This window comes from Syntrophus buswellii (genome assembly GCF_046097065.1).
GTDB lineage: Bacteria > Desulfobacterota > Syntrophia > Syntrophales > Syntrophaceae > Syntrophus > Syntrophus buswellii.
In genome coordinates this window covers 614,766-639,240 of sequence record NZ_CP175563.1, presented here as the reverse complement: position 1 = coordinate 639,240, position 24,475 = coordinate 614,766, and the positions used below count along the sequence as shown (strand labels likewise).

The window sequence follows — 24,475 nt, the reverse complement described above, 5'->3', positions numbered from 1 at the left end:
GATGAATCGGAAAATCAGGCCTGTATTGCAACTTCCTTCAGCACATCCAGTTGATCAAGCGCCATACCGGCACCGATGGCCACCGTCGTCAGGGGATCGGACGCGATGGTGATGGGAAGACCCGTCTCTTCACGGATCAGGACATCAAGTTTTCTCAGGAGAGCGCCGCCTCCCGTCAGCACGATTCCCCGGTCGACAATGTCTCCGGCCAGTTCCGGCGGAGCATTCTCCAAGGCATCCTTTATGGTGTCCACAATCGTCCGGATCGGTTCCATGATCGCCTCTCGAATCTCGTCGGAATTGATTTCCACCGTTTTGGGAATCCCGGAAATCAGATCCCTTCCCTTTACGTCGACGGTACGGATTTCATCCTCGGGATATGCGCAGCCGATGGTCGTCTTGATGATCTCGCCGGTCCGTTCACCAATCAGCAGATTGTATTTTCTCTTGATAAAATTGACGATTTCCGCATCGATCCTGTCACCCGCCACCCGGACGGACTGAGAATACACGATGCCGGCCAGGGAAATGACAGCGACTTCCGTCGTTCCACCGCCTATGTCAACGATCATTGAACTGATGGGCTCTGAAACAGGCAGCCCCGCACCGATGGCAGCCGCCATCGGCTCCTCGATGAGATATATTTCACGAGCGCCCGCTGATTCCACCGTTTCCCGGACGGCCCGCCTTTCCACCTGCGTAATTCCCGAGGGAATGGACACGATGATCCGGGGCCTGACCAAGGCCCGGCGGTTGTGCACCCTGAGAATAAAATGACGCAGCATGGCTTCCGTAATGTCAAAATCGGCGATCACCCCTTCACGCATGGGCCGGATCGCCACAATGTTGCCCGGCGTCCTTCCCAGCATCTTCTTGGCCTCGGTGCCCACGGCGAGAACCTTCTTGACGCCCCGCGAATCCTTGTGAACAGCAACAACGGAGGGTTCACTCAAAACAATCCCCTTGTTCTTGACGTAAACAAGCGTATTGGCTGTTCCCAGGTCGATGGCCAGATCGTTGGAAAACTTCCCTAAGATGAAATCGAACAGCAATGTCCTTCCTCCTAATATTCCTGTGGATTCTCTGTAAGAAGGAGCGTACTTCCCTTATTGCAGGCTGTTTCCTATATCTTATTTCATGGCCCTAATCAATGCATTTTTCCAAAATCATATTGCATTTTACAGGTGACTATAATACAAGCGGCAGGGATTGATGCCACCTCATAGGAGAAAGCAATGCTTGAACTGATGCGGAAACATGCCAAAAACTGGCTGATGAAATTCCTACTCGGAATGATCGTCATTGTCTTTATTTTTTATTTCGGTACGCAAAGGGGAAACGAGCAGACCGAAACCGTCGCCATCGTCGACGGGAAGGAAATTGCGCTGGCCCAGGTTCAGAAAGAGTACAGCGAACTCGTGGAATTCTATCGCCGGCAGTACGGCAACGACCTGCCGGATGAACTTCTGAAAGGGCTTGACCTCAAACAGAGGGCGTTGAACAACCTCATCAGCCAGGCCATCCTCGTTGAGAAAGCCGACGGACTGGGCATTGCAGCCACCGGGGAGGAAGTTCGAAGCTTCATTATGGCCTACCCCGCTTTTCAACGAGGCGGCGCCTTTGATGAAGCGTTGTATCACCGGATGCTGCGTGTGAACAGGACAACCCCGGAAGTCTTTGAAGCAGAGCAGCAGAAAATGCTGTCCGCCTTCAAGCTGGAACAACTGATTACAGAAGCGGTCAAGGTTTCAGACGAGGAAATTTTCGATTTCTTCCGGTTTCAGAATGAGCAGATCAATTTGAACTATCTGATGTTCAGCCCTGCCAGCTATAAAAGCTCCATTTCGCCTTCGAGGAAGGATCTCGAGGATTATCTGAAAGATCACGGAAGTGAATTCCGAGTTCCCGAACAGATACAGATCAAGGCGCTTTTCTTCCCGTGGAGGGATTATGCCGCATCGTCCGGGATCTCTGAGGCGGAAATTGCCGATTACTATGAGCGTCACTCCTCCAATTTTGCAAAAAAAGGAGAAAAAGCCCCCCCCATATCCGACGTGAAACCCCGCATCGTACAGGAACTGATGCAGATTTCCGGAATGGCGGCGGCGGAGGAGGCCGCCAGGACAGCCCACGACACGATCTACCAGCAGGAAAATTTTGACGCTTACGCAACCCAGAACAAGCTGAAAACCGTCACGACGGATTTCTTTACCATGGACGGCATTCCGGCTCCTTTCAACAAGCTGGCCGGCTTTCCGCAGATGGTCATGGACCTGCAGAAAGGTGACCTCGGCAAGGTCCTGTCGAATGAAGAGGGATACGTTGTCATCCAGGTCGCCTCCCGGAAACCTCCTTATGTCCCTCAATTGAAGGACATCGAGCAGGCCGTGGAAAATCGATATACGGAAATGGAAGCCCGCAACCTGTGCAAGAAAACGGCGGATGCCATGCTCAGCCGCCTTAAAAAGGGGAAATCTCTGAACCAGATCGCCCTGGCCAACAGAATGTCCGTTGAGGAAACCGGATTCTTCAAGCCGGGAGACGCCATTCCGAAACTGGGGACGAACCAGCAGCTCTCCCTGGCCCTCTATCAACTCTCAGAGGGAGCCCCCTTGCCGGAGAGCACCTTTGAGGTCAATGGCGGATTTGTGATCGTCTCCTTCAAAGAGCGGGGCAAAATTGATACGGCGGATTATGAAGCCAAGAAGGAAAATTTCAAAAAAATTCTGCTCCAGGCAAAGCGGAACGAAACCTTCACAACCTGGCTGGAAAACACGAAAGCCTTGTTGATTAAAGAAGGGAAGTTGAAATTCAAGAAGGACATCAAGGAACTGTAGCCAGCAGCACGTCCAAGACCACAGAGAAAGGGGCCCAGCTGGAAGACTGGGCCCCTTTCATTAAGCACTTCTCAACCGTGACCCTGCTTGAAGGCCAGCCAGGTCAGCTAGTTCATTCATCACTCCTTCGACAGGGAAGGGCCGTAACCGGGGAAGGGGCGACGTTCGTAACGACTATACTTGGATTTGTCGCTTCCGCACCCTGGGCAGCGCCAGCTATTTGGGACATCCTTAAATTCTGTGCCTGGCGGGATGCCCTGTTTTTTGTCCCCACGTTCCGGATCATAAAAATGATTGCAGTTTGCACACTTGTATTTTCCCATTTTCCACTCCTTTTATCTTGTGTTATCTTGTTGCCAGTGTTTCTAACATGCTGAGCATCACCATGAACAGAAAGGAAGAGCGGCACGATACAACGTCTCCTTTCCTGGCAGGACAAACCATCAGCTGAGCTTAAAACATCGAATAACGCATCGCCTTTCGCGTCCGATCAGACGGAATCAGAAGGCAGGCGTTTTTGCAAGTCAACGGAGCGCAGAGAAGGATCTGACCGCTATCGGCAATGTTTCCCGTTCAAGGATGGGCCGGGCAGCTCTCTTCTGCCCAGGCCCGGAACAATCATTTCACCTCAAGTCACGCTGTCGCTTCCTTGCCCTTTTTGACGATGTCCCTCTGGCCCTCCGGGGGAGGCGGGGGAACAGTCTCACCTACCAGCTTCGTAATCGCGCTGAACTGAGGCGGACAGGCGGCGAAGCAGGCACCACAGCGGATGCATTTATCCTGCTGAATGATATGAACCTGTTTCTTCTCGCTGATAATCGCTTCAACGGGGCACCGGCGCGCACAGGTCATACAGGCCTGACACTTCTGGGGATCGATGTAGTACGACAGCTTCTCGCTGAAGAGCTTCTCGACCTCCTCCGTGGTGAACAGCTTCTCCACTTCCTCGTGGCTGTACACAGGAGTCCCCAGCTTTTCGTTCGTCATCACCTTGATGTAGGGGATCTGCTGGGAAAGTTCCTCCAGCCGGGCATCGAGGTCTTCCTTGGCGATTCCTTCCTTGACGCCGAGTGGACCGATTTCCTTGATCGTCTTGACGAAGGCGTTGACGCAGTCCGCATAAAGGTTCGCTTCCGCGCCGGACATGAAGTTCAGCCGCAGGCGCTCGGGATCCATTCCGATGCGCTCCAGAAGCTTCTTCGCCAGGGCCACCATGTTCTGCGCATGGTAATTGCCGTTCGTGATGTAATTGCACTCCCCGAGGTGGCATCCGCCGACGAACACCCCGTCGCAGCCGTTCATGAAAGCACGAAGCACATGGGTTAAATCTACCCGCCCCGTGCACATGACACGGACCAGCCTCATTTCGTGTGTATATTGCAGTCTGGAAACTCCAGCCAGGTCAGCGGCGCCGTATGCTCACCAGTGGCACACGAAGCCGATGATCCGGGGCTTAAATTTTTCAGCCATTTCTTTCTCCTTCCTGAGATTCTTTCTTGCTGCTTCTCAACGGCCGCCTCGACCCTACTGGACTTCAGCCGCCACCTGTTCCGGAACGATCGCATCGATCTGGGCCATCAGCTCATCTTCCGTATAGTGCTTCAGATAAATCGCTCCCGTCGGACACATGGCATTACAGAGGCCGTCACCCTTGCAGAGAACGGGATTCATGGTCGCCTTCCGGCCCTGCTTGGTCTCGCGCATCTCGATGGCCCCGTAAGTGCACACCGTCGCGCAGGCACCGCAGCCCATGCACCTCTTCTCATTCACCTCGCAGACGGAACCGGAGGCGGTGACCGTATCACGGGACAGCAGCGTCAGGACCCGGCCGGCACAACCGTAAGCCTGGTTGATCGTTTCCGTGATGTGCTTGGGATACTGAGCCAGACCGCAGAGGAACACGCCGTCCGTGGCGAACTCCACCGGCCGCAGTTTCACGTGGGCTTCCTTGAAGAAGCCGTCCAGGCTCAAAACAACTTTGAACTGCGCCGCCACTTCCTTGGTCGCTTCCGATGGAAGCGTTGCGGCGGACAGGACGAGATAATCGGCGTCCAGGGCCATATACTGCCCCAGAATCGGGTCGGGAACGGTCACCCGCAGGACGGGACGCCCTTCCTCGACAACCGGCTCCACCTGGGGGGCATCCGCCGGTTCAAAGCGGATGAATTTCACGTCCTTCTCTGATGCCTCCCGGTAATAATCCTCGGAGAACCCGTAGGTCCTCATATCCCGGAAGAGGATGTAGATATCCATTTCGGGATTCTTTTCCTTCAGCTTCAGGGCATTCTTGATGGCATGGGTGCAGCAGATCCTCGAACAGTAATTCCGGTCCTCGTTTCTGCAGCCTACGCACTGGATCATCACCAGAGACTGGGCATTGCCGATCCCTTCGTCTTCCTTGACGATCTTCTCCTCCAGCTCCAGCTGCGTCATGACCCGTTCATCCTGGCCGTAGAGGTATTCGGTCGGTTTGTATTCCTCCGCACCGATCGCAAGGACGGACGCCCCGTGTTTGATCTCCGTGGTTCCCCGCGGAGACGTTACCGTCGTGACGAAATTCCCGATATAACCGGCAGCCTCTGTAATGGTCGCATCCGTATAGACATGAACCATTGGATTCTGGTAGATTTTCTGCTTCAGATCGCTCAGGTAGGCCTGAACATCCAGCCCTTCCAGGGTGTAATGGACCCGGTTGGCGTTGCCGCCCAGATCCTTCCCCTTTTCGATCAGGTAGACATCGTGCCCCTGTTCGGCGATGGAGAGGGAGCAGACCATCCCGGCGATCCCGCCGCCCACGACCAGGGCGTTGTTGTTCACGGGGAGATCGAATTCCTGCAGGGGCTGCAGCATACGGGCCCGGGCTACGGACATCCGCGTGAGGTCCTTGGCCTTCTGCGTGGCCTCTTCCTTTTCCTTCTGGTGCACCCAGGAGTTGTGCTCCCGGATATTCGCCATTTCATAGTAATACTGGTTGATCCCCGCCTCCCGGACCGTATCCCGGAACAGAGGCTCCAGGGTTCTGGGCGAACAGGCCGAGATGATCACGCGGTTGAGCCCCAGTTCCCTGGTCTTATCGGAGATCTCCTGGGCGGAGTTCGTCGCGCACGAGAACAGCTGCTCCTGGGCGTAGACCACGTTGGGCAGGGTCAGGGCGTATTCGACCACCTCGGGGACATTGACGATCCTGCCGATGTTCGCCCCGCAGTGGCACACAAAGACGCCGATCTTCGGCTCCTCAGCGGACACATCCTTCTCCTCCGGATAGATCCGCTCCGTGGACAGATTGCCCCGGCGGTAGTCGAGAAGCTCGCCGATCTGGGAGCCGGCCCCGCTGGCGCTGAACACAGACTCGGGAATGTCCAGAGGACCCTGGAAGCCGCCGCTGACAAAGATCCCCGGCTTCGTCGTCTGGATCGGATTTGTGAGATCCGTTTTGGCGAAACCGTGCTCATTGAGCTCAATGCCGAATTTTTCCGCCATCTCCAGATAATTCTTGGGCGGCGCCAGGCCGACGGCCAGGACCACCATGTCGAATTCCTCTTCCTTCACCCCTTCGTCGGGGGTGGAGTACCGAAGGATGACATTCTTGGTGACCGGGTCCTCACGGACTATGGAGACATAGCTGCGGATGAACCGGATGCCCTCCAGGGCCTGGGTCCTGTCGACGTAACGCTCGAAGTCCTTCCCATAGGAACGCACATCGTTATGAAAGATCGTGCACTCCGCCGTGGCGTCGTGGTCCTTCGTCAGGATCGCATGCTTCTGGCTGTAGGTGCAGCACACCATGGAGCAGTAGCTGTTCTCCCCTTCGGTCACCCGGCGGGAACCGATGCAGGAAAGCCACGCAAGCTTGTGGGGATGCTTCAGGTCCGAAGCCCGCAGGATCTCGCCGCCGTAGGGACCGGTGGAACCCAGCAGACGCTCGAAGTCCATCCCCGTGACCACGTTGGCAAACTCCCCGTAGTGGTATTCCTCCTTCACCTTGGGATCGAAGGGCTCCATGCCCGCCGCCAGGATGATGGCTCCCACCTTGATGTCCAGAATCTCCTCCGTCTGCTTCAAATCAATGGCGTCCGCCTTGCAGACCGCCTGGCAGATCTTGCACTTCTCTTCCTTCAGATAAAGGCAGCTCTCGTCGATATAGGTGATCAGGGGAATGGCCTGGGCAAAATACACATGGATGGCCTTGTTCTTCGAGATCTCCTGGTTGTATTGATCGGGATAAACGACGGGGCAGTATTCCACGCAAACCGTACAGCCCGTGCACTTGTCCTCGATGATGTATCGGGGTTTCCTCCTCAAGGTGATTGTGAAGTTCCCCGCCTCTCCCTTGACGCGATCCACTTCCGTGTACGTCAGGACCTCTATGTTTGGATGCCGGCCGACCTCGACCAGTTTGGGTGCGAGAATTCACATGGAGCAGTCGTTGGTGGGGAAGGTCTTGTCCAGCTGGGCCATGTGGCCGCCGATGCTGGGCGACGTCTCCACCAGGAATACCCTGAAACCCGCGGTCGCCAGATCCAGCGAGGCCTGAATGCCGCTGATCCCGCCGCCGACGACCATTACGTCTCCAAAATTGTTCTTTTCTTTTTCCATTTATATACCCTCAGCGAATTGATGAATTCGTGAAAAAAAAATATCTCATCCTCTATGTGCTAGATCACTTCCGCAATCACTTCCGAGATCTCCTTGACCTCGATCTTCTCGTCAAACCCCATGGTCACCCGGCTGTCCTCGAAGTTCGTGATGCAGTACGGACACGCCGTCACCAGCACCTCCGCGCCGACGCCCACCGCCTGATCGATCCGAAGGTCGCAGAACCGCTCCCCTTTCACCGTCTCCATCCAGATCCGGCCACCGCCGCCGCCGCAGCACAGGCTGTTGGCGTGGTGCTCCGGAAGCTCCGTGAACTCCGCTCCGGGAACCGCCTGGAGAACCTCCCGGGGCTCGGCGTAGATGCCGTTGTGCCGGCCCAGGTAACAGGGGTCGTGCCACGTCAGCTTCTTGGCGAACTCCCCGCTGAGGGTCAGCTTCCCGTCCCGGATCAATTCGGCCAGGAACTGGGAAATATGGACGATCTCGAAGTTCACCATGAACTCCGGGTACTCGTTCTTGAAGGTGTGGTAGCAATGGGGGGAAGACACCAGGATCTTCTTCACCCCGGCGTCGACAAAGGCCTTGATGTTTTCCTTGGCCAGGCGCCTGAAAACCTCTTCGTCACCCGCCTTGCGGATGCTCTCGCCGCAGCACACTTCCTTCTCGCCCAGGATGCCGAAATTGACCCCCGCCTTCTGCAGAACCTTAGCCGTGGCCACGGCCACCCTCTTCATCCTCGGGTCATAGCAGGCGTAGCAGTCCGGAAAATAGAGGATGTCCATATCCTCGGTGAACTCCGGAACGTTCAGTCCCTTGGCCCAGTCCGCCCTCTTCCCCCGCTCTTCGTTCAGGGGGTTCCCCGAACCCACGAGGCTGCCTCGAATCGACTTGATGGGCAGAACGGAATGGGGAAATACCCCGTACTCCGTGGCGATCCTCCGCAGGGCAACCCCGGATTCGATCTGCTTTACGTCCCTCGGGCACTGCTGGGGACATCTCCCGCAGGTGGTGCAGCGCCACATGTCCTCGCTCTCAATGTCCGTCAGGCCAAAGGTGGCCTCCCGGACCAGCTTGCGCATACTGAAGGTCGTCACCCGGTTCCAGGGACAGACACTGTCGCACAACCCGCATTGAAAGCATCGCTTGAAGGCGTCTCCACCGTGCGATTTCACTTCGACGATAATCTCTTTGTAAGGAGCTATAGTCTCCATCGATTTCCTTCCTTAAATAATAATCCTGTTTCCGACTTCTTCCTCCGGCGCGGATGCAGGGCCGTCCAATGACCTGCACCCCGACGGATTCAACCGGATAATTTCACTGGATGTCGTTACGTTACGGAGCGCTAAGCCCTCAGTCCTTCAGCTGCATCCGGGCGAAGGTGTCCTTCATCTTCTCCCAGCCGTACTTGTCCACCAAAGCGGCCAACCCTGTCTCCACATCCTCCATCTCCACCTGCTCCTCCACTTCCTCTTCTCTCTCTTCGTAGGTCAGGGCGTCATTGGGGCACCATCTGACGCAGAGGGGTTCTTTCTGGGGAGGATCGTCTTCACACATGTCGCATTTCAAAGGAAGACCGGAATCGGGTTCATGGAAAAGATCCCTGGACGGGCAGGCGGCCCGGCAGAAATCGCACTCATCGTATTCCTTGTCGTCGATAATATATTTTTCTCTTCCCATACATTCCGCCTCAACATAAGGGCCGGCATACATGGGGAGATACAAATCTCTCAGCGGATCACGGAAAAGCCGGATGCGGGATCTCTCAGGATTCATGACGCTGTATTTCGGGTTTGCGTGAAAGGCTGAACAGATCATCTCGCACGCCCGGCAGCCATTACACTTGGATACATCGACGTTGATCGTCTTGATAATTTTCTTTATCGTGGCCATTTTATAAAATACCTCTCTTCTCAAAGTCTTCTACAACATACCCCAAGCCCAGCTCCAGCAACGTCTCCTTGGTGGGAATCCCGTCCATGTTCCAGCCCTTGAACTCATAGTACGCATCGAGGAGCTGCTTCTCATATTCCGGAAGCCGTTTCGCCCAGTGGTCTTCAGGCGGCGTATCGTCCTCTCTTCTCCATCCTCTGCGGACATTGTTGGCCCGGACCAGCTGCCGCTCCCGCTTGGTGAAGGTGATCAGCTTTTCCTCGTCAATATCGAGACCCGTTGCATAGGCAATAATGTTCGGATAGTTGTGGATATGATAGGGCGGCTTCAGGTGGAAAGCCGAAATGCCCGTGCAGACACCGGTGGCGTCATCGATGTAGTGCATCATCTCCATCCAGTTCACGATCTCACAGCACTCCTTGATTCCCGGATAGTAGGGCATTGCGAATTCTCCCTTGGGCTCCCATTTCAGGAAGTACTCCTTGTAATGCTCAGCGGGAACATGGAACCAGTCCTTCACAAAGGCCTCCCTGTCCGCCGGATCCTTGTAGGGCATCTGGGGCCATTGGCCTTCAATCTGGGTGATGTTCAGTTTTTCATTGGTGGCATACATCAGGTAGTAAAGGGGATTGACCATGCCGAGCTTGAGAGGAGTCTGCTCATGTTTCCGGATTGTATTGTGATCGTACACTTCCGCACCTTTACCGATCTTACGGGCCGCCCAGTAGACACCATTGGCCAGGATGTCTCCGATGCCCTGGCGGCGGACGATCCGATCCATCAGCCACTCGAACCTTTCGGCATTGTCACCCATGGGACAGGGAGGATATTCTTCCGTTCCCGCAAAATCCTCATCCGTGAGAATTCCCGCTTCCCAGAGTTCCCAGGCAAAGGCGATGACCTGGGGCGTCGAGAACCCGTCCAGACCGTATTCCGTAGCCTTCTGAGCCATCGTCAAGCTGAACTCCAATGAATCCACCATGGCGCCCAGGGCATAGGTGAGCTTGGTAAAGCATTTCATCATGTAGGCAGCCTGTCCCGGAATGGTGATGACGGCGCCGCACTTGATGGGACAGTTGTAGCAGCTGATCAGCCGTGTGCGCACGCTGACCTGAGTATGTGTCCAGGCTTCCTCGATTTCCGGCGTCCAGAAATTCTTTCTCCGGGTCCGGGCATTTCCCCACACGAAATTCTCCGTGTGCCACTTCTCGTCACATTCCATCATCTCCTGGGGAGATCCGAGGATGGCCATGATGGGCATCATCTTGGGAACCGGGTTCTCCTGGCGCCACATCATGTATTCCATCATCCAGTCGCATTCCTTGTGCAATTCGGCCGGCTTATATACATTGATATCCTTGGTGCCCCGAACCGCGATGGCCTTGACGCCCTTGTCTCCCATGACGCCGCCCAGTCCCTGACGGCTGGCGCTGGAACGTCCCTGTTCGATGGATGAATACCAGACCCTGTTCTCGCCCGCCAGACCAATGGCCGCCACGTGGGCCCGCGGTTCCTTCAATTCCGCACGGATCAGATCCTGCGTCTCCACAGCCCCCTTGCCGGAAAGATGAGCGGCATCGCGGATTTCCACCTTGTCGTCTTTAATCCAGATGTAAACCAGCTTCGGGGACTTGCCGCGAAGGATGATCTTGTCATAGCCGGCATACTTCATTTCCGGCGCAAAAAATCCCCCCATCATCGAATAGGCCATGAACCGCGTCTGGGGAGAAACCGTCGTAACGATTGTGCGATTCGCCCCAGGACACATCGTGCCGCACAAAAGGCCAGCGCCGAAGATGAGCAGATTTTCGGGATCAAAGGGTTCGACTTCCGGGGGTACCCTGTCCCACATGATTTTGGCGTTGGTACCCAAGCCCCCCAGCAATGCCTCTGTGTCTCTCGGGTCCGTTTCCACCTTCTCAATGTTTCCGGTGGTCAAATCAATTTCCAAATTGTACCCAGTCTCTGCGTACCTCATGTTTTTACTCCTCTATAGATGTTCATTACAATCTGTGATGCTACCTTTATCATAACGTAATCACTTGTCAAGTATAATGTAGCTTATTTTTGGACGGCAAAGAGATTCACATCTGATTCACTTACATAAAATCAATTTTAGATTACCGCGTGATTTCATATACATATAGCAGAAGCCAAAGAGTTGAATTCAAGAAGATTCTGACGGCAGGACGAGAAATAACTTGAATGACAGGACATACAACAGGTCAGATATCATTACAAATTGTAATGTTTATTTAAACAAGTGTAATCTGTTGTCAAGAAATATCGTTTATATTTGCCTGATTTTTTCGGAAAAATGGAGAGGACGGATTATTTCCAAGGAAGAGCCATCCAGGGCGCGAGAGCAAAACCTGGCGGATCATTTTCCTGACGGATAATACGGAATAACATGATGGCAGAACTAAAAGGAAAAATAGGAGAGGCCCTGCAGCTTCCGCGAGATTCCCGCTTCCACCGCAGGATTGGTTGCGGAGGGATGAAATGAATAGGACATTTCAGGATTCGCCCCCGGAGGCGATCATCCTTTCATTCCTTTACAATGATGGTTCCCACATGTTCGCCCTTCAACGCCCGGGTAATGTTGCCCTTTTCCAGACCGTTTATGATCTGGATGCTGTTGATGACCTCACTGTTCTGCAAAATTTCGAGGCAGGGGCGCTCAATGATCAAATCGTCAAAATCCCGGGCTAGAAGTTCGGTAGCGTTGATTATAGAAACGAATTCCGCCTCGGGATTTTTTTTGGGGTCATCCGTGTACAAACCCTTTTCATCCTTGATGTATATGCAACTGCGCGCACCGATCAAGTCTGCCAGGATAATGGTTCCCACATCCGTCCGGTGCACAGGAACCCGCCACCTCTTTGCCGGAATTGCGAAATAATCGTAGGGAGGCATTCCATGCATCACCGGGATGCAACCCTGGGCAAAATAGGTTGACAATTTAATGACTTCATCATGCCCGATCTTTATTCCACCCGAGGGTGACAGCATGGTCGACACCAGCAGAGCATTCTGTTCCGAAATCGAGCTGCCGAACTTGGCGATAATGCCCGTGGGCATGCCCAGCTCCAGTCCGATGGAATAGATATGCCGGCTGCGCGTGCCGCCCCCCGTGGTGATGAGCATCTTGTGATCGTTTTTGTTGGCAACGATCTCTTCGATGATTGAGGGGAGGGCCTTGACGCCCCGGTCACAGATGGACTGTCCGCCAATTTTTATAATGTCCACATCGGGGAAAAACCGCCGCTGCGGAGCAACGGTCATGCTCTCCATAAACGACCGGCTGACGAGGCTTTCCCCCATCAGTTTACTCTTTACATGCAGACGCCGTCCGTCCCGTTCACGCCAAAGCCCCATGAGACTCCCCCCTTAGTCCTTAACTTCCACTTCCTCTTCCTTTTCCTTTTCGCCATGAGTCAACAGGACAAGCTCCGCCCCTACCGCTTCAGCAATCTGCTCCAGCTCCTTTTTGCGCATGTGTTTCGGATAGAAGGTAAGATCCAGATCCGTCACGGCAACCAGAGTGTACCGCGGCTTCTTTTCCCCTTCACCGACTTTCCGGCGTTCCCGATAAAAAATTTTACCTGCCATGGTCATACCTCCTCTGTGATGTGTTATTGCTTTTTCCGTTTTCCACCCAAACTTTCCCACTGGCCTTTACCCGTCTGAATCACGGGCAAAACGGCGCTGTGCCCCCAATGCCTGGGACGCAGCCAGCCCTTTGTGAAAACCATATCTTCCGGATGCGGGATCACGGCGTCTCTATCCAGGGAAACAACGGTAATTCCGCACTCCGTCAATCTGGACACGGACAACACTTCTGGATGGGCCCTCAGATCCCTAAACTCAATGAATCGTCCGCTCCACCCCCAGGCTGAAAGCCCTACCGCGGCGGCCGCTCCGATGATTCCGCCATTCGTCCCGCCATGGCCGGACAGATGGACTCCCCTGGCTGCCTCCAAGGCCTCCTGCTGGGTGACAATTTTTTCCGTGCATCGTTTGCCGAAAGCGATCAGGGCGGACAGAACGGGGTGCCCTTCCAAGGCCACGCATAATCCGGGATCGCTCCCCGGCAGGGATTCCCTTTCGATATGCTCGACTGCCCGCTTTAGAATTGCCTCGTTAACCGACACATCGGACATCTCGATAACCACGCAGGCAGAACTGTTGTGAGAGGTGTAAGGTATTCCGGGATCAACGAGAAGTTGCTGTCTGACCACCCCCCACAGGCGGCAGCCTCCGGGAAGGAGGTCTTCAAAGTGACGCGCCAGCTTGCCGGTCCCGATTGTCGCTTCCGCATTGTCCGTGTCATCAAATCCAATGTACAATTTCATATAGGTGTTAAATCGATCCTTCTTGATTCCCAATTATCAGTACCATGAAATTCATTTAATCTATATTGGAAGAAACATAAAGCATTTTCTTCTTCAGACCTAAGCGTGAACCAATGGATGAACCAGGATCTTCCGCCCGGCGGAAGAAGGTGGCGGAAACAAACTACGATGATTTCTTGATTACATGGATGGCCGTGGCCTTGAAGGAGGCCTTGACGGTCTGGCCTTCGCGGAGCCCCAGAGAATCAAGGGATGAGCGGGTTATGTAAGAAATGAGGTCGAAGCCGCAGTTCAGATCCACGCGGTAAAACAGTCCATGGGGCGCGATGCGGACAATCCGGCCCGAAAAGGTGTTCCGGGCGCTGCTGTGCTCTGCAGGCGAGTCCGTCGAGAGGATGACATTCTCCGGACGAACAAAGCATAGCACATCCTCCCCTTTGGGCAGATCTCCCACAGCCTCTATTTCCCGTTTGCCGACGGCGAGAATCATCCGGTCGCCTTCCAGGATTTCCCGGACGGTACCGGTTAAAACCGTATCCATCCCGACGAAGGAGGCGACAAATTCATTGATCGGATGGTTCATCACCATGTCTGCCGAACCGGTCTGGGCAACCTTCCCCTGCTGGAGCACGGCGATGCGATCGGATAGGCGCAGGGCATCCATCTGATCGTGCGTGGCCATGACCGCCGTTGTGTCCGTTTCCTGCAGAAGCCGGTTGAGGTCCGAGATCAAGCCCTCGTGCGTGGGCGGGTCCAGCGCGGAAAAGGGCTCATCGAGAAAAAGGATGGCCGGACGAATCGCGAAGGCGCGGGCGATACTGGTCCGCTGAGCCTCTCCTCCGGAGAGCTTGCACGCTGAACGTTTCGCCAGATGCGGGATTCCCAAGCGCTCCAGGTAATCTTCCGCAATCCTTGTACGCTCGCGTTTATCCACCCCCCTTATTTTCAGGCCGGAAGACACATTCTCCAAAACCGTCGTATCAAAGAGAAGCGGATCCTGGAACACAACGGCAATCTGCCGTCGATAGTCGAGTTCGCTCTGTCGATTGTTGATCTGCCGCCCGTTGAAGATCAGCGTGCCCTTGTAGAGCTTCAGCAGGCAGGACAGGGTGAGAAGGAGCGTGGATTTTCCGGAACCGTTCGGTCCAATGAGGGAAAGGACCCCTCCCTTCTTGATCTCGAAGTCCGGAATATCCAGAACGGTAATTCCTCCACGCTTGACCACAAGTCTTTTTCCCTGGAGGATCGGGGCGGACATGGTCATCGGGGGCGCTCCCGCTGCTGGATCCGTGTCAGCAGGTAATTGATCATATAGGCCAGCAATAAGAGAATGATGCTCAGGGCGATGGCCGTGTCAAAGTTTCCCCGCCCCGTCTCCATAACGGTGGCCGTCGTGAGCACCCGGGAATATCCCTTGATGTTTCCACCCACCATAATGGAGGCACCAACCTCGGAAATGACCCCGCCGAAGCCGGCCATGACGGCGGCCAGCAGGGGCAGGCGGGCCTCCCGGATGAGAAGCCAGAGCATCTGAATGCGGGTAGCCCCGAGGGCCAGGATCTGGAGGCGCAGATTGGGAGGAAGATTCTGAATGGCGGCCAGGGTGATGCCGGTAACGATCGGCGTGGCAATGACCGCCTGGGCGATAATGATGGCTGTCGGCGTATAGAGAATCTCCAGAAAGCCGAAAGGCCCGTTTCTCCACAGGAAAATGGTGACAAAGAGCCCCACCACCACCGGAGGAAGTCCCATTCCGGTGTTGATCAGGCTGACCACGAACTTTCGGCCCGGGAACCGGGTGAGGGCCACCGCGGTTCCCGATGATATGCCGAGAAAAAGACTGATCAGAGTGGCTGTTCCTGATACCCTCAGTGACAGCAGCGTGATTCCAAGGACTTCAGGATCCAGGGAAACAAGCAGCTCGATGGCCTTCAGGAAGCCTTGAAGAATCAGTTCCATTTATTTCCCCAGGTCCTCCACGCGCTTGCCTGCATCGGGGAAAAACAGGGGGGAACCGTACTTGTCCACGCCGAAGGTCTTGATGACTTTCTGGGTTTGGGCGGAAACCATGAAATCGGCGAAGGCTTTGGCGCCTGCCGCATTGACTTTCGGCCACTTGGCATGGTTGACTTCTATGACATGATAGATGTTCAGCAGGATTGGGTCTCCCTGCATGAGGATGGGAAGCCCCAGATTTTTCTGCAGGGAGAGCCATGTCCCCCGGTCGGTAAGGGTGTAGCCCTTCTTCTCCGCGGCCACATTCAGGGTCTGCCCCATGCCCAGCCCTGTCTGCTGATACCATTTTCCGCCTTCAGGGTTGATCCCCGCGGCTTTCCAGATGGCCTTTTCCTTGGCATGCGTCCCCGAATTGTCTCCCCTGGAGACAAAAAGAAATCCCCCGGCAATCTTCTTGAAAGCTTCCGGCGACGATTTGGAGCCTTTAATAGCGGCTGGATCCGCAGGCGGACCCACGATCACGAAGTCATTGTGCATGACCAGGCGGCGATTGATCCCGTATTGCCCCTCCATGAATTTCTTTTCCGCATCAGGGGAATGGACGAGGAGAACATCCGCCTCACCCTTCTGCCCCATAGCCATCGCCTGTCCGGAGCCAACGGCGATCGTCTTGACGAAATAGCCTGTTTTCTTTTCAAACATCGGGATCAGCTTGTCCAGCAGGCCTGTATCCTGGGTGCTGGTCGTGGTGGCCAGAATCAGGTTTTTCTGTTTCGGGGCCGCCGAAGCGGTCGGAGTGGCGACAAGCCCTGCAATCAGGAACAGGAGCGCAAGAAACACCAGATGACGAAAGACAGGTTTTATCGGTTTTAGCTTCATGTGTGTCCTCCTTAAGATCTTATTTTTTATGTTATCCAATGGATGAGATAAGGGGCTGCATCTTCAAAAATGCTCGTCGATTCTATCGCTCCCGCCCCTGCTTCCGGAACTTGGAACCTTAAATTTCACTGATTTCCCTGCCCTTTCCTCCAGGCATCCGAATTGGGGAAGAAAAGCGGGGCGCCGTATTTTTCCTTACCGAAGTCCCGGATAATGATCTGTCCCTTGCTGGGGTCCGTCAGCCAGTTTATGAACTGCCTTGTATCACTTGCGTTGACATTTTTGAATTTTTTCTGATTGACGGGAATCAGGCTGATATAGTTCAGCAGGGCTTCGTCCCCTTCGACGAGGATGATCAGCGCAATTTGATCCTTCAGGGCCAGGTAGGTGGCCCGGTCAATCACTGTATAGGCCTTTTTCTCATTGGTGAACTTCAGCGTGGAGGCATTTCCCTCGGAACCCTTTTCATAAACCACATACCACGATCCGGCGGGTTTGAGGTCTGCCTTTTTCCAGAGTTCCATTTCAGCCACGTGGGTCCCCGATTTGTCTCCGCGGCTGACAAAGGGTGCGCTTTTTTCCGAAATCCGCTTAAGCGCTTCCGCAGCCGTTTTCAGCCCTTTAATTCCCGCCGGATCAGCTTCGGGGCCGACGATGACGAAGTCGTTGTACATTAACGCAATCCGGTGAGTTCCATACCCTTCCTGGACGAACTTTTCCTCCAGGGATTTGGCATGAACCATGACGAGATCGACATTGCCCTTACGGGCGATATCCAGCGCCAGGCCGGTGCCGGCGCCGACGTGACGCACCCGGATTCCCCTTTCCTTTTCAAAGGCATTCTCAAGAACATCCACGATGCCGGAATCGATGGGGCCAATGGTTGAAGACAGCAGAATGAATTTGCTTCCGTCAGCGGCACCAACCAATCCAGGAAAGCCCAGCACGAGAAACGCAAAAAGATACAAAAACAGCCTCTTCATCTTCATGGAACTTCTCTCCTTTCTCATGTCACGTTGTAATTAAAACATTTCCAGATATTCGCCCAAAAGCGCCAACAGCCACACGGCTTCTGTCTACACGACCAACTAGGCATACATCAATTAAAAATCGTAGGAAGTCAATATGTTATAAATAACAGAAAACAAGATGGGCTTGTGCAGGGACCAGGCATGGGAGGGATATCGGACGAGAGAACAAGACTTGTTGGCTAGTGACAGGCCCCCTGGAACGGCTCATGGCGGAAAGGCTTTGTTTTTGCCGGGAACGGCCAGGGCCTCAGGTGGTGGAATAAAGAATCCGTCCGGAATCGGAAAAGTCGTAGCGGCTCATTCCTTCAACCCGCTGACGGAATGCCGAGTCATGGAGAACATCCATCAGAGCCTGCACGGCCTTTTCAAAAAAAATCCCCTGATCCAGCACCATGTCAAAGCGTTCGCGGGTGATGGGCACAAAATCCAGTCCCAGAAAGTTGGCGATGGCGATGGAGGCGATTCCGACATCGGTCGTTCCCGCAAGCACGGCGAGGCCGACTTCAAGGTGGGTGCACACCTCCTCATCGTAACCAGATATCAGGCTCTTATCAATGCCGAGGCGCTCCAAGTGGATGTCCAGAAGCACCCGGGTTCCAGCCCCCGACTGGCGGTTGATGAAGCGGACCTCCTTGCCCACAAGGTCTTCAAATCCCTGGATGCCCAGGGGATTGCCCCGCGCAATCACGAAGCCCAGTTCACGGTAGAAAAGATTGACCACAACGCCTCTGCGGTCGGGCACATATTGGGCCAGGTAGGGAATGTTGTATGTGTCATTCCGGGGATCCCACAAGTGGGTCCAGGCGATATCGGTATAACCGGCATTGAGGGCCAGCAGTCCGTCCCTGCTTCCCGTACTGGCCGAGAAAATATAAAATTCCGGATGTTCCTTCCGCAGAGTGGCTTGAAGAATGTCCAGCATGGGATCGTTACTGCCGGCAGCCAGAAGGGCACCTCCCATTTTCCGGCTTCTCTGCCGTGCCTCACTCAGCCCTGTCCGGGCATCCTCAAGAAGCCATTCATCTATCAAATCCTTTGGAAAAAGCCACTTCCCCGTTACCCGGGTTGCCGGAATCCGTCCGGATTTAATCAGTGCATAGACCTGCTTTTCATTGATATCCAGGTACTCCGCAACTTCCCGCGTATTCATGAGAACATTTGACATAATCGGCGTTACCATCTTCAGCCTTTATTTTTGAAACTACAGCGCTATTTTATAATCACATCGCTTTGAGCTTGCAAGGAAAAAATGTGCGGCACCGATTACCCCTACAACGACAAATGAAAGTTAATGGAATTGCTTTTTCTTTCTATGAGACAAATAGGCACGATGATTTCGCCTTTGTATTCCGGCCACTAAAGAAATGGCGCTGTCAACATCAAATTTTCGGAGGGGAAGCACGACCTCCAATAAGATCCTAAGCTGCGATAGCGTAACAGAGGGTGCTTTTTTTCCCCAACCTGATCTTGAGGTGCCAGAGAAAAAAGTGAGCCAGCATACAGGTCAATATGTGATGATGCCATCCGGAGAATTTCCTGACCTCGTACTGATCAAGCCCCAATTCCGACTTGGCTTCTTCAAAACATTGTTCGATCGCCCATCGAACGCCGCTGAGCCAGACAAAAACCGGCAGGCGGGTGCTTCTGGGAGCATTGCTGATGAAGTAAGAATAAACGGGCTCCGCACCAAGGGTTCTTTTGACAATCAGCCACACGGATTTACAGGGCAGGCCATCTCGGTGCAGAAAGATCTTTCTCCTCATAAATTCGTAAGCAATCGGCCCTTTCGCGCCCTCGGCAACGATTCTCCTGTACCAGAAGTAGTTGTTCAAATTCCGGGCAAAAGCTTCCACCGTCACCGGGGCTTTTTCAGTTTCCGAAAGAACGGTCCGAGAGCGCTGCTCTCCTTTGTAAGTGTAGGCCTTCTTGTGGGTAACGGGAGAGGTGAGCCAACAAAGCGTGTCACAGGGCACCGCAAGAAGGTAAGTCTTTCCCGGATGTTTCTCAATGGCCTCGATAAACTCGATGCTTCTACCATAGGCCGTATCGGCAACCACGTATCGAAAGGGAAGAAGTTCCTCCTTCTGGACATGATCAAGCATCTCGATGGCCAGTTCCACCTTGGTCTTAAACGTTTCGCTATCGGGCAATCGGCACTTCGACCGCCTGTCTTTGTAAGGTTCGGAAAACCACTTCTCCGGAATAAACAATCGCTTGTCCAGAAGGGCATAGCCATGAGGAGAGGCATAGGCTGCAAAAACTCCGACCTGGCAGTTTTCCACTTTTCCCAGAGAGCCGCAGTATTGACGGGAAACACCGATGGAATCATTGCCCTTCTTGACAAACGATGTCTCATCAAAAATCAAAATGCCATCGCCATGCGCCATATCATCCCCGATCAATTGATGATAACGCTTCGCGATCAGGTCTTCGTCCCATTGGGCATCGCTGATCATCCGCTGCATGGAACGGACGGTCCCACCTTCGACCGTCAATGCAATAGGCTCTATCGATTTCCTGTCCAGTTCGCTGAATTGTCCAACCATGTAATGAAAGAAATTCTCGCGAGTTTCGCTACGCGTAAAGCAACTCTGAAAGGTGCTATGAAATCCTCTCAATTCATCCATGAACCCTTCAACGTCAGTCTTTTCTACAGCGAACTTTGGTATGCTAAAAATCTCTGTTTCACTGAAATTGTTAAAGATCATGCTGTCCTCCTTCTGGATAATTGATCCTTCAGGAGGATTATTGTTCATTTAATTTTTGTTGTCAAATATTATATGTCGTTGTAGTGTTACGGCCCAGGAAACCTCTTGACTTTTCCTTGACAGTTCATTGGGCTTTTTGTGCTCACTGGGTTCTCTAACCTTCTGAATTCATTCTATCGCTCTTTGAAAAAAACGAGGTCATCTCAAAACGATGGTGTCAAATGATCGGTTGATTGTTCTTGACATAGAGGAGCGTATTTCATATTCATGGGACGCTCAGAGAGGAAGAACTGTTCCAGATGCGCCAGGATCTGTCCAGTGGTCTGGGTATCGTTTTCTTCTATAACCACCTTTTTTTACATTTTGAGGGAGAAGAAACTCTTGGTCGACATGGTCACTGCAAGGATCATCGTTCCGATGTGAACCAGATAATTGTCGGTGTCATTCTCTACAACAATGGCAACCCCGTCTGTTGCGACATGTGGCCGGAAAACACGGCGGATGTCAAGGGGCTTATTTCCATTTTCAAAAGAACCCGGAGTCGCTTTCCTAATCGGCAGATTCTGTGTTGTTTCCGACCGGGGGATGATCCGTCATGCAATGCTGGCCTGGCTGGATAAAGAACAGATCCCTTACATTCTGGGAGCCCGGATGGGCAGGGTCAGGAAAATCAAAGAGAAAGTTCTCTCCGCGAACGGAAATTGCAGGAAGGTCTTGCCGGAGAGTACATCTTCCACCGATTCTTCTCTGTTCGAGGATGAGCGCTTCGACGGGAAATGGTTCCTCCGGACCAATACAGATTTTACGCCGGGGCAGGCAGCCCTCACATACAAGGAGTTCTGGCCAGTTGGAACATGTCTTCCGGGACATAAAAATCCGTCCTGGATGCACGGCCGATCTTTCAGCGGGGCGATGAGACCACCAGGGGCCATATCCTCTTAAGTTTCTTTTCCCTAGGTATTGCGGAAGGAATTAGTCGATATTTTTGCCCTGCTCACGGGAATTCAAGACGCCTTCCGGTGCATGAAATCAGAACTTGGGATGCGTCCCGTCCATCAACAAAATGAACCTCGGGCCAACGGTCATCTGTTCATTACAGTGCCTGGGTACCATGTTCTTCACGCCATTCGTCTCCATCGGCGGACTCAGGAAATAAACGACAGATGGACAACGGTCCGCAGAGGGTTGGCCACTCATGTCCGTATTACAACCAACATGAAAAGCGATGACCGGAACATCCTTCATGTCAGGACATCATCTCTGCCGGGACTATACCATATGGTATAACACGGCAGAAAATTTATGACGTCATGGGCCTGGCCCATAGGCCGGAAAATACGATCAAGACGATTCTCTGATATTTTAAAATGTGTAGTGCCCAAATGAGCCATTGCATAAAGGTAACATCAGGACACTACTTATAATATTTTTCGTGATCGTGAAGTTGGGTTAGCGTTGAGATCCTGAGGATAAGAAGTTGAATTCCCCCCATAATAATGAGGTAGAAAATGAAAATTAATGATTGCTTGTCAGACGTTATCGCGCCCCCTGTCTCCCATCTTATCCACAGCAAGCCTCAACGGCAGACCAAGAAAAGTTCCTTTATTTTAATTCTTTTCTCGCTCTATGCCCTCCTTCTCTTTCAGCTGATTGTCCCATTGCAGGCAACGGCAGGCTGGGAACACATTGGACCGGACGGGGGAGGCGAAAATTCTGCTGTTGTCATAGCGAGTTGGTCCGGAATAGACATCATCTTTGTCGGCAACGAGTTGGGTGGTCTCTATAGGAGCATGGATCAAGGTGAGACATACACTCCATGCAACGACGAAATGAAAGTCAATCCCACAATAAATGCGCTTGCTTATAATCCAGCTGTTCCGGGCGTCCTTTACGCGGCAACAAATATAGGAATTTACAGAAGTGCCAATTATGGAGATTCCTGGACGCTTATTTTCCGGGTCAGTTCAAAATCGACACAAATGTTTACGGCTGGGGGAAATCGATTGGTGGTTGACCCATTGAATCCAAAGTTGATCTATTATGCCTCCAACATTGAGGGACTCATCAAGAGTGATGATGGGGGAGATTCGTGGCGAAATATTCAGTCAGGCGCTTTACCTGGCAACCCCAATTCCATCACCATTGGAGAAAACGGCTATCTATTTGCTGCTATTTACGATTGTGGAATTTACAAGAGTATGGATGGCGGATCGACTTGGAGCTATGTTTCCAAAAGCATACCTCAAAAAGATATTCTGACAGTGAAGGCCAGCATCACCTGCCCAAATGTCATGTATGCTGTCAGTTACATGGGGGGAGTCTACAAGAGTATCGATGGAGGAAGATCCTGGATTGCTAAAAATAATGGCATCGAATTTTCGAATACATATGACTGCTATCGCGCTTTAGTCATTGATAACGAGAATCCTAACATTGTGTACTTGTCGGCTTACCGCTATAGCAAAGTCTTCAAGACTGTCGATGGTGGAGAAACATGGATCAAATCCAAGAATTTCGTTCAGGAAGATAAGCAGTCAGACGGATGGTCCAAAAGAGATATGGCTCTCGGGGTGGCCGACCCTGATGTTCTTGTATTAGTCACTGGCAATGCTGTTTTCAAAAGCGATGACGGAGGGGTGAATTGGCTCAGAAAACAAGTAGATATGAAGTCCGGCATGGTCGTTGATGTACAGTACGATCTAAACTCTTCGACACTATGGATGGGTAATTTTGACCAAGGGCTTTACACAAGCACAGACGCAGGCAAAAGTTGGTCAAATACAGCACGAGCCTCAACGAGGGGCTTATTGGTCGACAGCCGTGTAAATCCATCGAGAATTTATTGGTCTATTAGTGATGGTATCCGGAAAAGCATTGACGGTGGAAACAGTTGGTATAACACGACTGGACATCCTGGTGGTGGGCATATTTATCCGTGCGACCGCGCCCTTTCAACAATGTATGCAACCGCCAACAACGGCAAGGTCTACAAGAGCTCGAACGGGGGTGAATCCTGGTTTCTAACTCCAGCACAACCCGCTGAAGGGCTATATTTTGTGTTTACCATTGCTGTTGATCCGGTCAATCCGTCTATCGTCTTTGCAGGAACAGTATCGCCCGATGGGGGGATATACAAATCCACAGACGGCGGCTACAAATGGAACAGGTGTTTCGCTCTGGACAACGCTAATGTTCGATCTATCGCCGTGAGCAAATCAGATCCTGCCACGCTGGTAGCCGGGTATGAACGGTGGGTTCGTTATGAAGGACTCATCTACAAAAGCGAAGATGGCGGTGCAAACTTTACGAAAGTCTGGGAACAGCAGGGCATGCCTATACAAAAAATAGAGTTCAATAATGATCACGATGGAGTTCTTTATGCGGCCATAGGCTCTGACAATCCAAAACGGGAGCTTAGCGGTGGAATCATATCGAGTAATGACTGGGGGAAAACCTGGACCTCCCTTTCCGAAAGCTTACCGATCTACGGGTTCTGGACCGTGGCTAAAATCCCCGGTGAGAACAGCACCATCATGGCCGGAGGAAACGGGAGCAGTTTATGGAAACTCAATATCAATCCAGAACCAATCGTGCACTGGGCAATGGATGAAAATACGGGTTATATTATTACCGATAGTACCCCAAACGGCATAAGCGGTACGTTATCAGGAACAACCTGGACAAAGGACAGCGCAACCGGTCTTTCAGCTCTTGCATTTAACGGAACTGGAAGCCATGTGATTGTCCAAGACAATTATGGACTTTTCAACTTCACAGATCAGTTTTCTATAAGCGCTTGGATAAAGTATCGAGCAGGTGAATACTCTGCCGCTATAGCGGGAAAGAACTTCGGCACTTATCAATTCTACGTCGATCGCTTAAAGCATCGATTGATTCTGCAAGTCAATTCGCAAACGGTTGTTATTGGGCAGCCTAACAGTCTTTCACCGGATGTCTGGCACCATGTAGTCTGCACATACGATGCGGCAACAGGATCCAAAACCTATGTCAATGGTAAACTGGACATGATCAACGCCACCTTTAAACAGAGATTGGCAACATCTTCACTGCCTTTGAAAGTAGGATCCACCGGTTATGTGCCCACCGACTTTTTCTCAGGCATTATTGATGATGTAAGGATTTATGATAAAGCGTTGGGAGAGAAAGATGTAGAAGATTTATATAGCGGTAGTATATGATTTGAAAAAAAAGGAGGGGTTATC

At 52.7% G+C, this 24,475-nt stretch carries 19 protein-coding genes; 3 read left to right on the top strand and 16 right to left on the bottom strand.

The window, feature by feature from the left end:
* Window positions 1-14: 14 nt before the first annotated feature.
* Complete coding sequence (locus ACJ77P_RS02900) at window positions 15-1,052, bottom strand: rod shape-determining protein (protein WP_408998936.1); 1,038 nt, start codon at window positions 1,050-1,052, stop codon at window positions 15-17.
* Window positions 1,053-1,235: 183 nt separating this feature from the next.
* Here ACJ77P_RS02900 and ACJ77P_RS02895 point away from each other — a divergent pair, with 183 nt between their 5' ends.
* Window positions 1,236-2,837 (top strand): SurA N-terminal domain-containing protein, encoded by a 1,602-nt coding sequence (locus ACJ77P_RS02895; RefSeq protein WP_408998935.1) that lies wholly within the window; start codon window positions 1,236-1,238, stop codon window positions 2,835-2,837.
* A gap of 119 nt (window positions 2,838-2,956) precedes the next feature.
* On the opposite strand, the gene ACJ77P_RS02890 is transcribed toward ACJ77P_RS02895, so the two are convergent.
* From ACJ77P_RS02890 to ACJ77P_RS02820, 15 genes are all read right to left on the bottom strand, one after another.
* Window positions 2,957-3,160 (bottom strand): rubredoxin, encoded by a 204-nt coding sequence (locus ACJ77P_RS02890; RefSeq protein ID WP_367361025.1) that lies wholly within the window; start codon window positions 3,158-3,160, stop codon window positions 2,957-2,959.
* A gap of 310 nt (window positions 3,161-3,470) precedes the next feature.
* A complete protein-coding gene (locus tag ACJ77P_RS02885) occupies window positions 3,471-4,307 on the bottom strand; it encodes a hydrogenase iron-sulfur subunit (protein WP_408998934.1) in 837 nt (278 codons plus the stop codon).
* A 54-nt stretch (window positions 4,308-4,361) separates the two neighbouring features.
* Window positions 4,362-7,433 (bottom strand): FAD-dependent oxidoreductase, encoded by a 3,072-nt coding sequence (locus tag ACJ77P_RS02880; protein ID WP_408998933.1) that lies wholly within the window; start codon window positions 7,431-7,433, stop codon window positions 4,362-4,364.
* 59 nt (window positions 7,434-7,492) lie between these two features.
* Window positions 7,493-8,644 (bottom strand): (Fe-S)-binding protein, encoded by a 1,152-nt coding sequence (locus tag ACJ77P_RS02875; protein ID WP_367359594.1) that lies wholly within the window; start codon window positions 8,642-8,644, stop codon window positions 7,493-7,495.
* A 139-nt stretch (window positions 8,645-8,783) separates the two neighbouring features.
* Complete coding sequence (locus ACJ77P_RS02870; RefSeq protein WP_367361026.1) at window positions 8,784-9,323, bottom strand: (4Fe-4S)-binding protein; 540 nt, start codon at window positions 9,321-9,323, stop codon at window positions 8,784-8,786.
* A 1-nt stretch (window position 9,324) separates the two neighbouring features.
* The gene (locus tag ACJ77P_RS02865) at window positions 9,325-11,301 is read right to left on the bottom strand and encodes an aldehyde ferredoxin oxidoreductase N-terminal domain-containing protein (RefSeq protein WP_367361027.1); all 1,977 of its coding nucleotides are present in this window, start codon (window positions 11,299-11,301) and stop codon (window positions 9,325-9,327) included.
* A 569-nt stretch (window positions 11,302-11,870) separates the two neighbouring features.
* Window positions 11,871-12,701: a uridine kinase gene (locus ACJ77P_RS02860; protein ID WP_408998932.1), complete on the bottom strand. Its 831-nt coding sequence runs from the start codon at window positions 12,699-12,701 to the stop codon at window positions 11,871-11,873.
* A gap of 12 nt (window positions 12,702-12,713) precedes the next feature.
* Entirely contained in the window at window positions 12,714-12,935 is a 222-nt protein-coding gene (locus ACJ77P_RS02855; RefSeq protein ID WP_367361029.1) for a hypothetical protein, read from the bottom strand.
* A 23-nt stretch (window positions 12,936-12,958) separates the two neighbouring features.
* On the bottom strand, window positions 12,959-13,678 hold the full coding sequence (locus tag ACJ77P_RS02850) for a hypothetical protein (protein WP_408998931.1): 720 nt from the start codon (window positions 13,676-13,678) through the stop codon (window positions 12,959-12,961).
* Between the two features lie 163 nt (window positions 13,679-13,841).
* Complete coding sequence (locus ACJ77P_RS02845) at window positions 13,842-14,942, bottom strand: ABC transporter ATP-binding protein (protein WP_367361031.1); 1,101 nt, start codon at window positions 14,940-14,942, stop codon at window positions 13,842-13,844.
* Window positions 14,939-15,637: an ABC transporter permease gene (locus tag ACJ77P_RS02840; RefSeq protein WP_367361032.1), complete on the bottom strand. Its 699-nt coding sequence runs from the start codon at window positions 15,635-15,637 to the stop codon at window positions 14,939-14,941. Before ACJ77P_RS02840 ends, ACJ77P_RS02845 begins: the two co-directional genes overlap by 4 nt.
* Window positions 15,638-16,513: a substrate-binding domain-containing protein gene (locus ACJ77P_RS02835; protein WP_408998930.1), complete on the bottom strand. Its 876-nt coding sequence runs from the start codon at window positions 16,511-16,513 to the stop codon at window positions 15,638-15,640.
* A 125-nt stretch (window positions 16,514-16,638) separates the two neighbouring features.
* Complete coding sequence (locus tag ACJ77P_RS02830) at window positions 16,639-17,502, bottom strand: substrate-binding domain-containing protein (protein ID WP_408998929.1); 864 nt, start codon at window positions 17,500-17,502, stop codon at window positions 16,639-16,641.
* A gap of 289 nt (window positions 17,503-17,791) precedes the next feature.
* Entirely contained in the window at window positions 17,792-18,709 is a 918-nt protein-coding gene (locus ACJ77P_RS02825) for a substrate-binding domain-containing protein (RefSeq protein WP_408998928.1), read from the bottom strand.
* Window positions 18,710-18,962: 253 nt separating this feature from the next.
* Window positions 18,963-20,252: an IS701 family transposase gene (locus ACJ77P_RS02820; protein ID WP_408997908.1), complete on the bottom strand. Its 1,290-nt coding sequence runs from the start codon at window positions 20,250-20,252 to the stop codon at window positions 18,963-18,965.
* Window positions 20,253-20,551: 299 nt separating this feature from the next.
* Between ACJ77P_RS02820 and ACJ77P_RS02815 the strand changes: the two genes are divergently transcribed.
* Entirely contained in the window at window positions 20,552-20,872 is a 321-nt protein-coding gene (locus ACJ77P_RS02815; protein ID WP_408998927.1) for a hypothetical protein, read from the top strand.
* Between the two features lie 888 nt (window positions 20,873-21,760).
* Complete coding sequence (locus ACJ77P_RS02810) at window positions 21,761-24,451, top strand: LamG-like jellyroll fold domain-containing protein (protein ID WP_408998926.1); 2,691 nt, start codon at window positions 21,761-21,763, stop codon at window positions 24,449-24,451.
* Window positions 24,452-24,475: the final 24 nt, after the last annotated feature.

Coding starts and splice junctions, on each gene's coding strand:
- ACJ77P_RS02870 (WP_367361026.1), bottom strand. CDS start 9,323: ATGGCCACGATAAAGAAAATTATCAAGACGATCAACGTCGATGTATCC.
- ACJ77P_RS02815 (WP_408998927.1), top strand. CDS start 20,552: ATGCGCCAGGATCTGTCCAGTGGTCTGGGTATCGTTTTCTTCTATAAC.
- ACJ77P_RS02825 (WP_408998928.1), bottom strand. CDS start 18,709: ATGTCAAATGTTCTCATGAATACGCGGGAAGTTGCGGAGTACCTGGAT.
- ACJ77P_RS02895 (WP_408998935.1), top strand. CDS start 1,236: ATGCTTGAACTGATGCGGAAACATGCCAAAAACTGGCTGATGAAATTC.
- ACJ77P_RS02820 (WP_408997908.1), bottom strand. CDS start 20,252: ATGATCTTTAACAATTTCAGTGAAACAGAGATTTTTAGCATACCAAAG.
- ACJ77P_RS02865 (WP_367361027.1), bottom strand. CDS start 11,301: ATGAGGTACGCAGAGACTGGGTACAATTTGGAAATTGATTTGACCACC.
- ACJ77P_RS02830 (WP_408998929.1), bottom strand. CDS start 17,502: ATGAAGATGAAGAGGCTGTTTTTGTATCTTTTTGCGTTTCTCGTGCTG.
- ACJ77P_RS02835 (WP_408998930.1), bottom strand. CDS start 16,513: ATGAAGCTAAAACCGATAAAACCTGTCTTTCGTCATCTGGTGTTTCTT.
- ACJ77P_RS02840 (WP_367361032.1), bottom strand. CDS start 15,637: ATGGAACTGATTCTTCAAGGCTTCCTGAAGGCCATCGAGCTGCTTGTT.
- ACJ77P_RS02855 (WP_367361029.1), bottom strand. CDS start 12,935: ATGGCAGGTAAAATTTTTTATCGGGAACGCCGGAAAGTCGGTGAAGGG.
- ACJ77P_RS02890 (WP_367361025.1), bottom strand. CDS start 3,160: ATGGGAAAATACAAGTGTGCAAACTGCAATCATTTTTATGATCCGGAA.
- ACJ77P_RS02860 (WP_408998932.1), bottom strand. CDS start 12,701: ATGGGGCTTTGGCGTGAACGGGACGGACGGCGTCTGCATGTAAAGAGT.
- ACJ77P_RS02810 (WP_408998926.1), top strand. CDS start 21,761: ATGAAAATTAATGATTGCTTGTCAGACGTTATCGCGCCCCCTGTCTCC.
- ACJ77P_RS02875 (WP_367359594.1), bottom strand. CDS start 8,644: ATGGAGACTATAGCTCCTTACAAAGAGATTATCGTCGAAGTGAAATCG.
- ACJ77P_RS02850 (WP_408998931.1), bottom strand. CDS start 13,678: ATGAAATTGTACATTGGATTTGATGACACGGACAATGCGGAAGCGACA.
- ACJ77P_RS02845 (WP_367361031.1), bottom strand. CDS start 14,942: ATGACCATGTCCGCCCCGATCCTCCAGGGAAAAAGACTTGTGGTCAAG.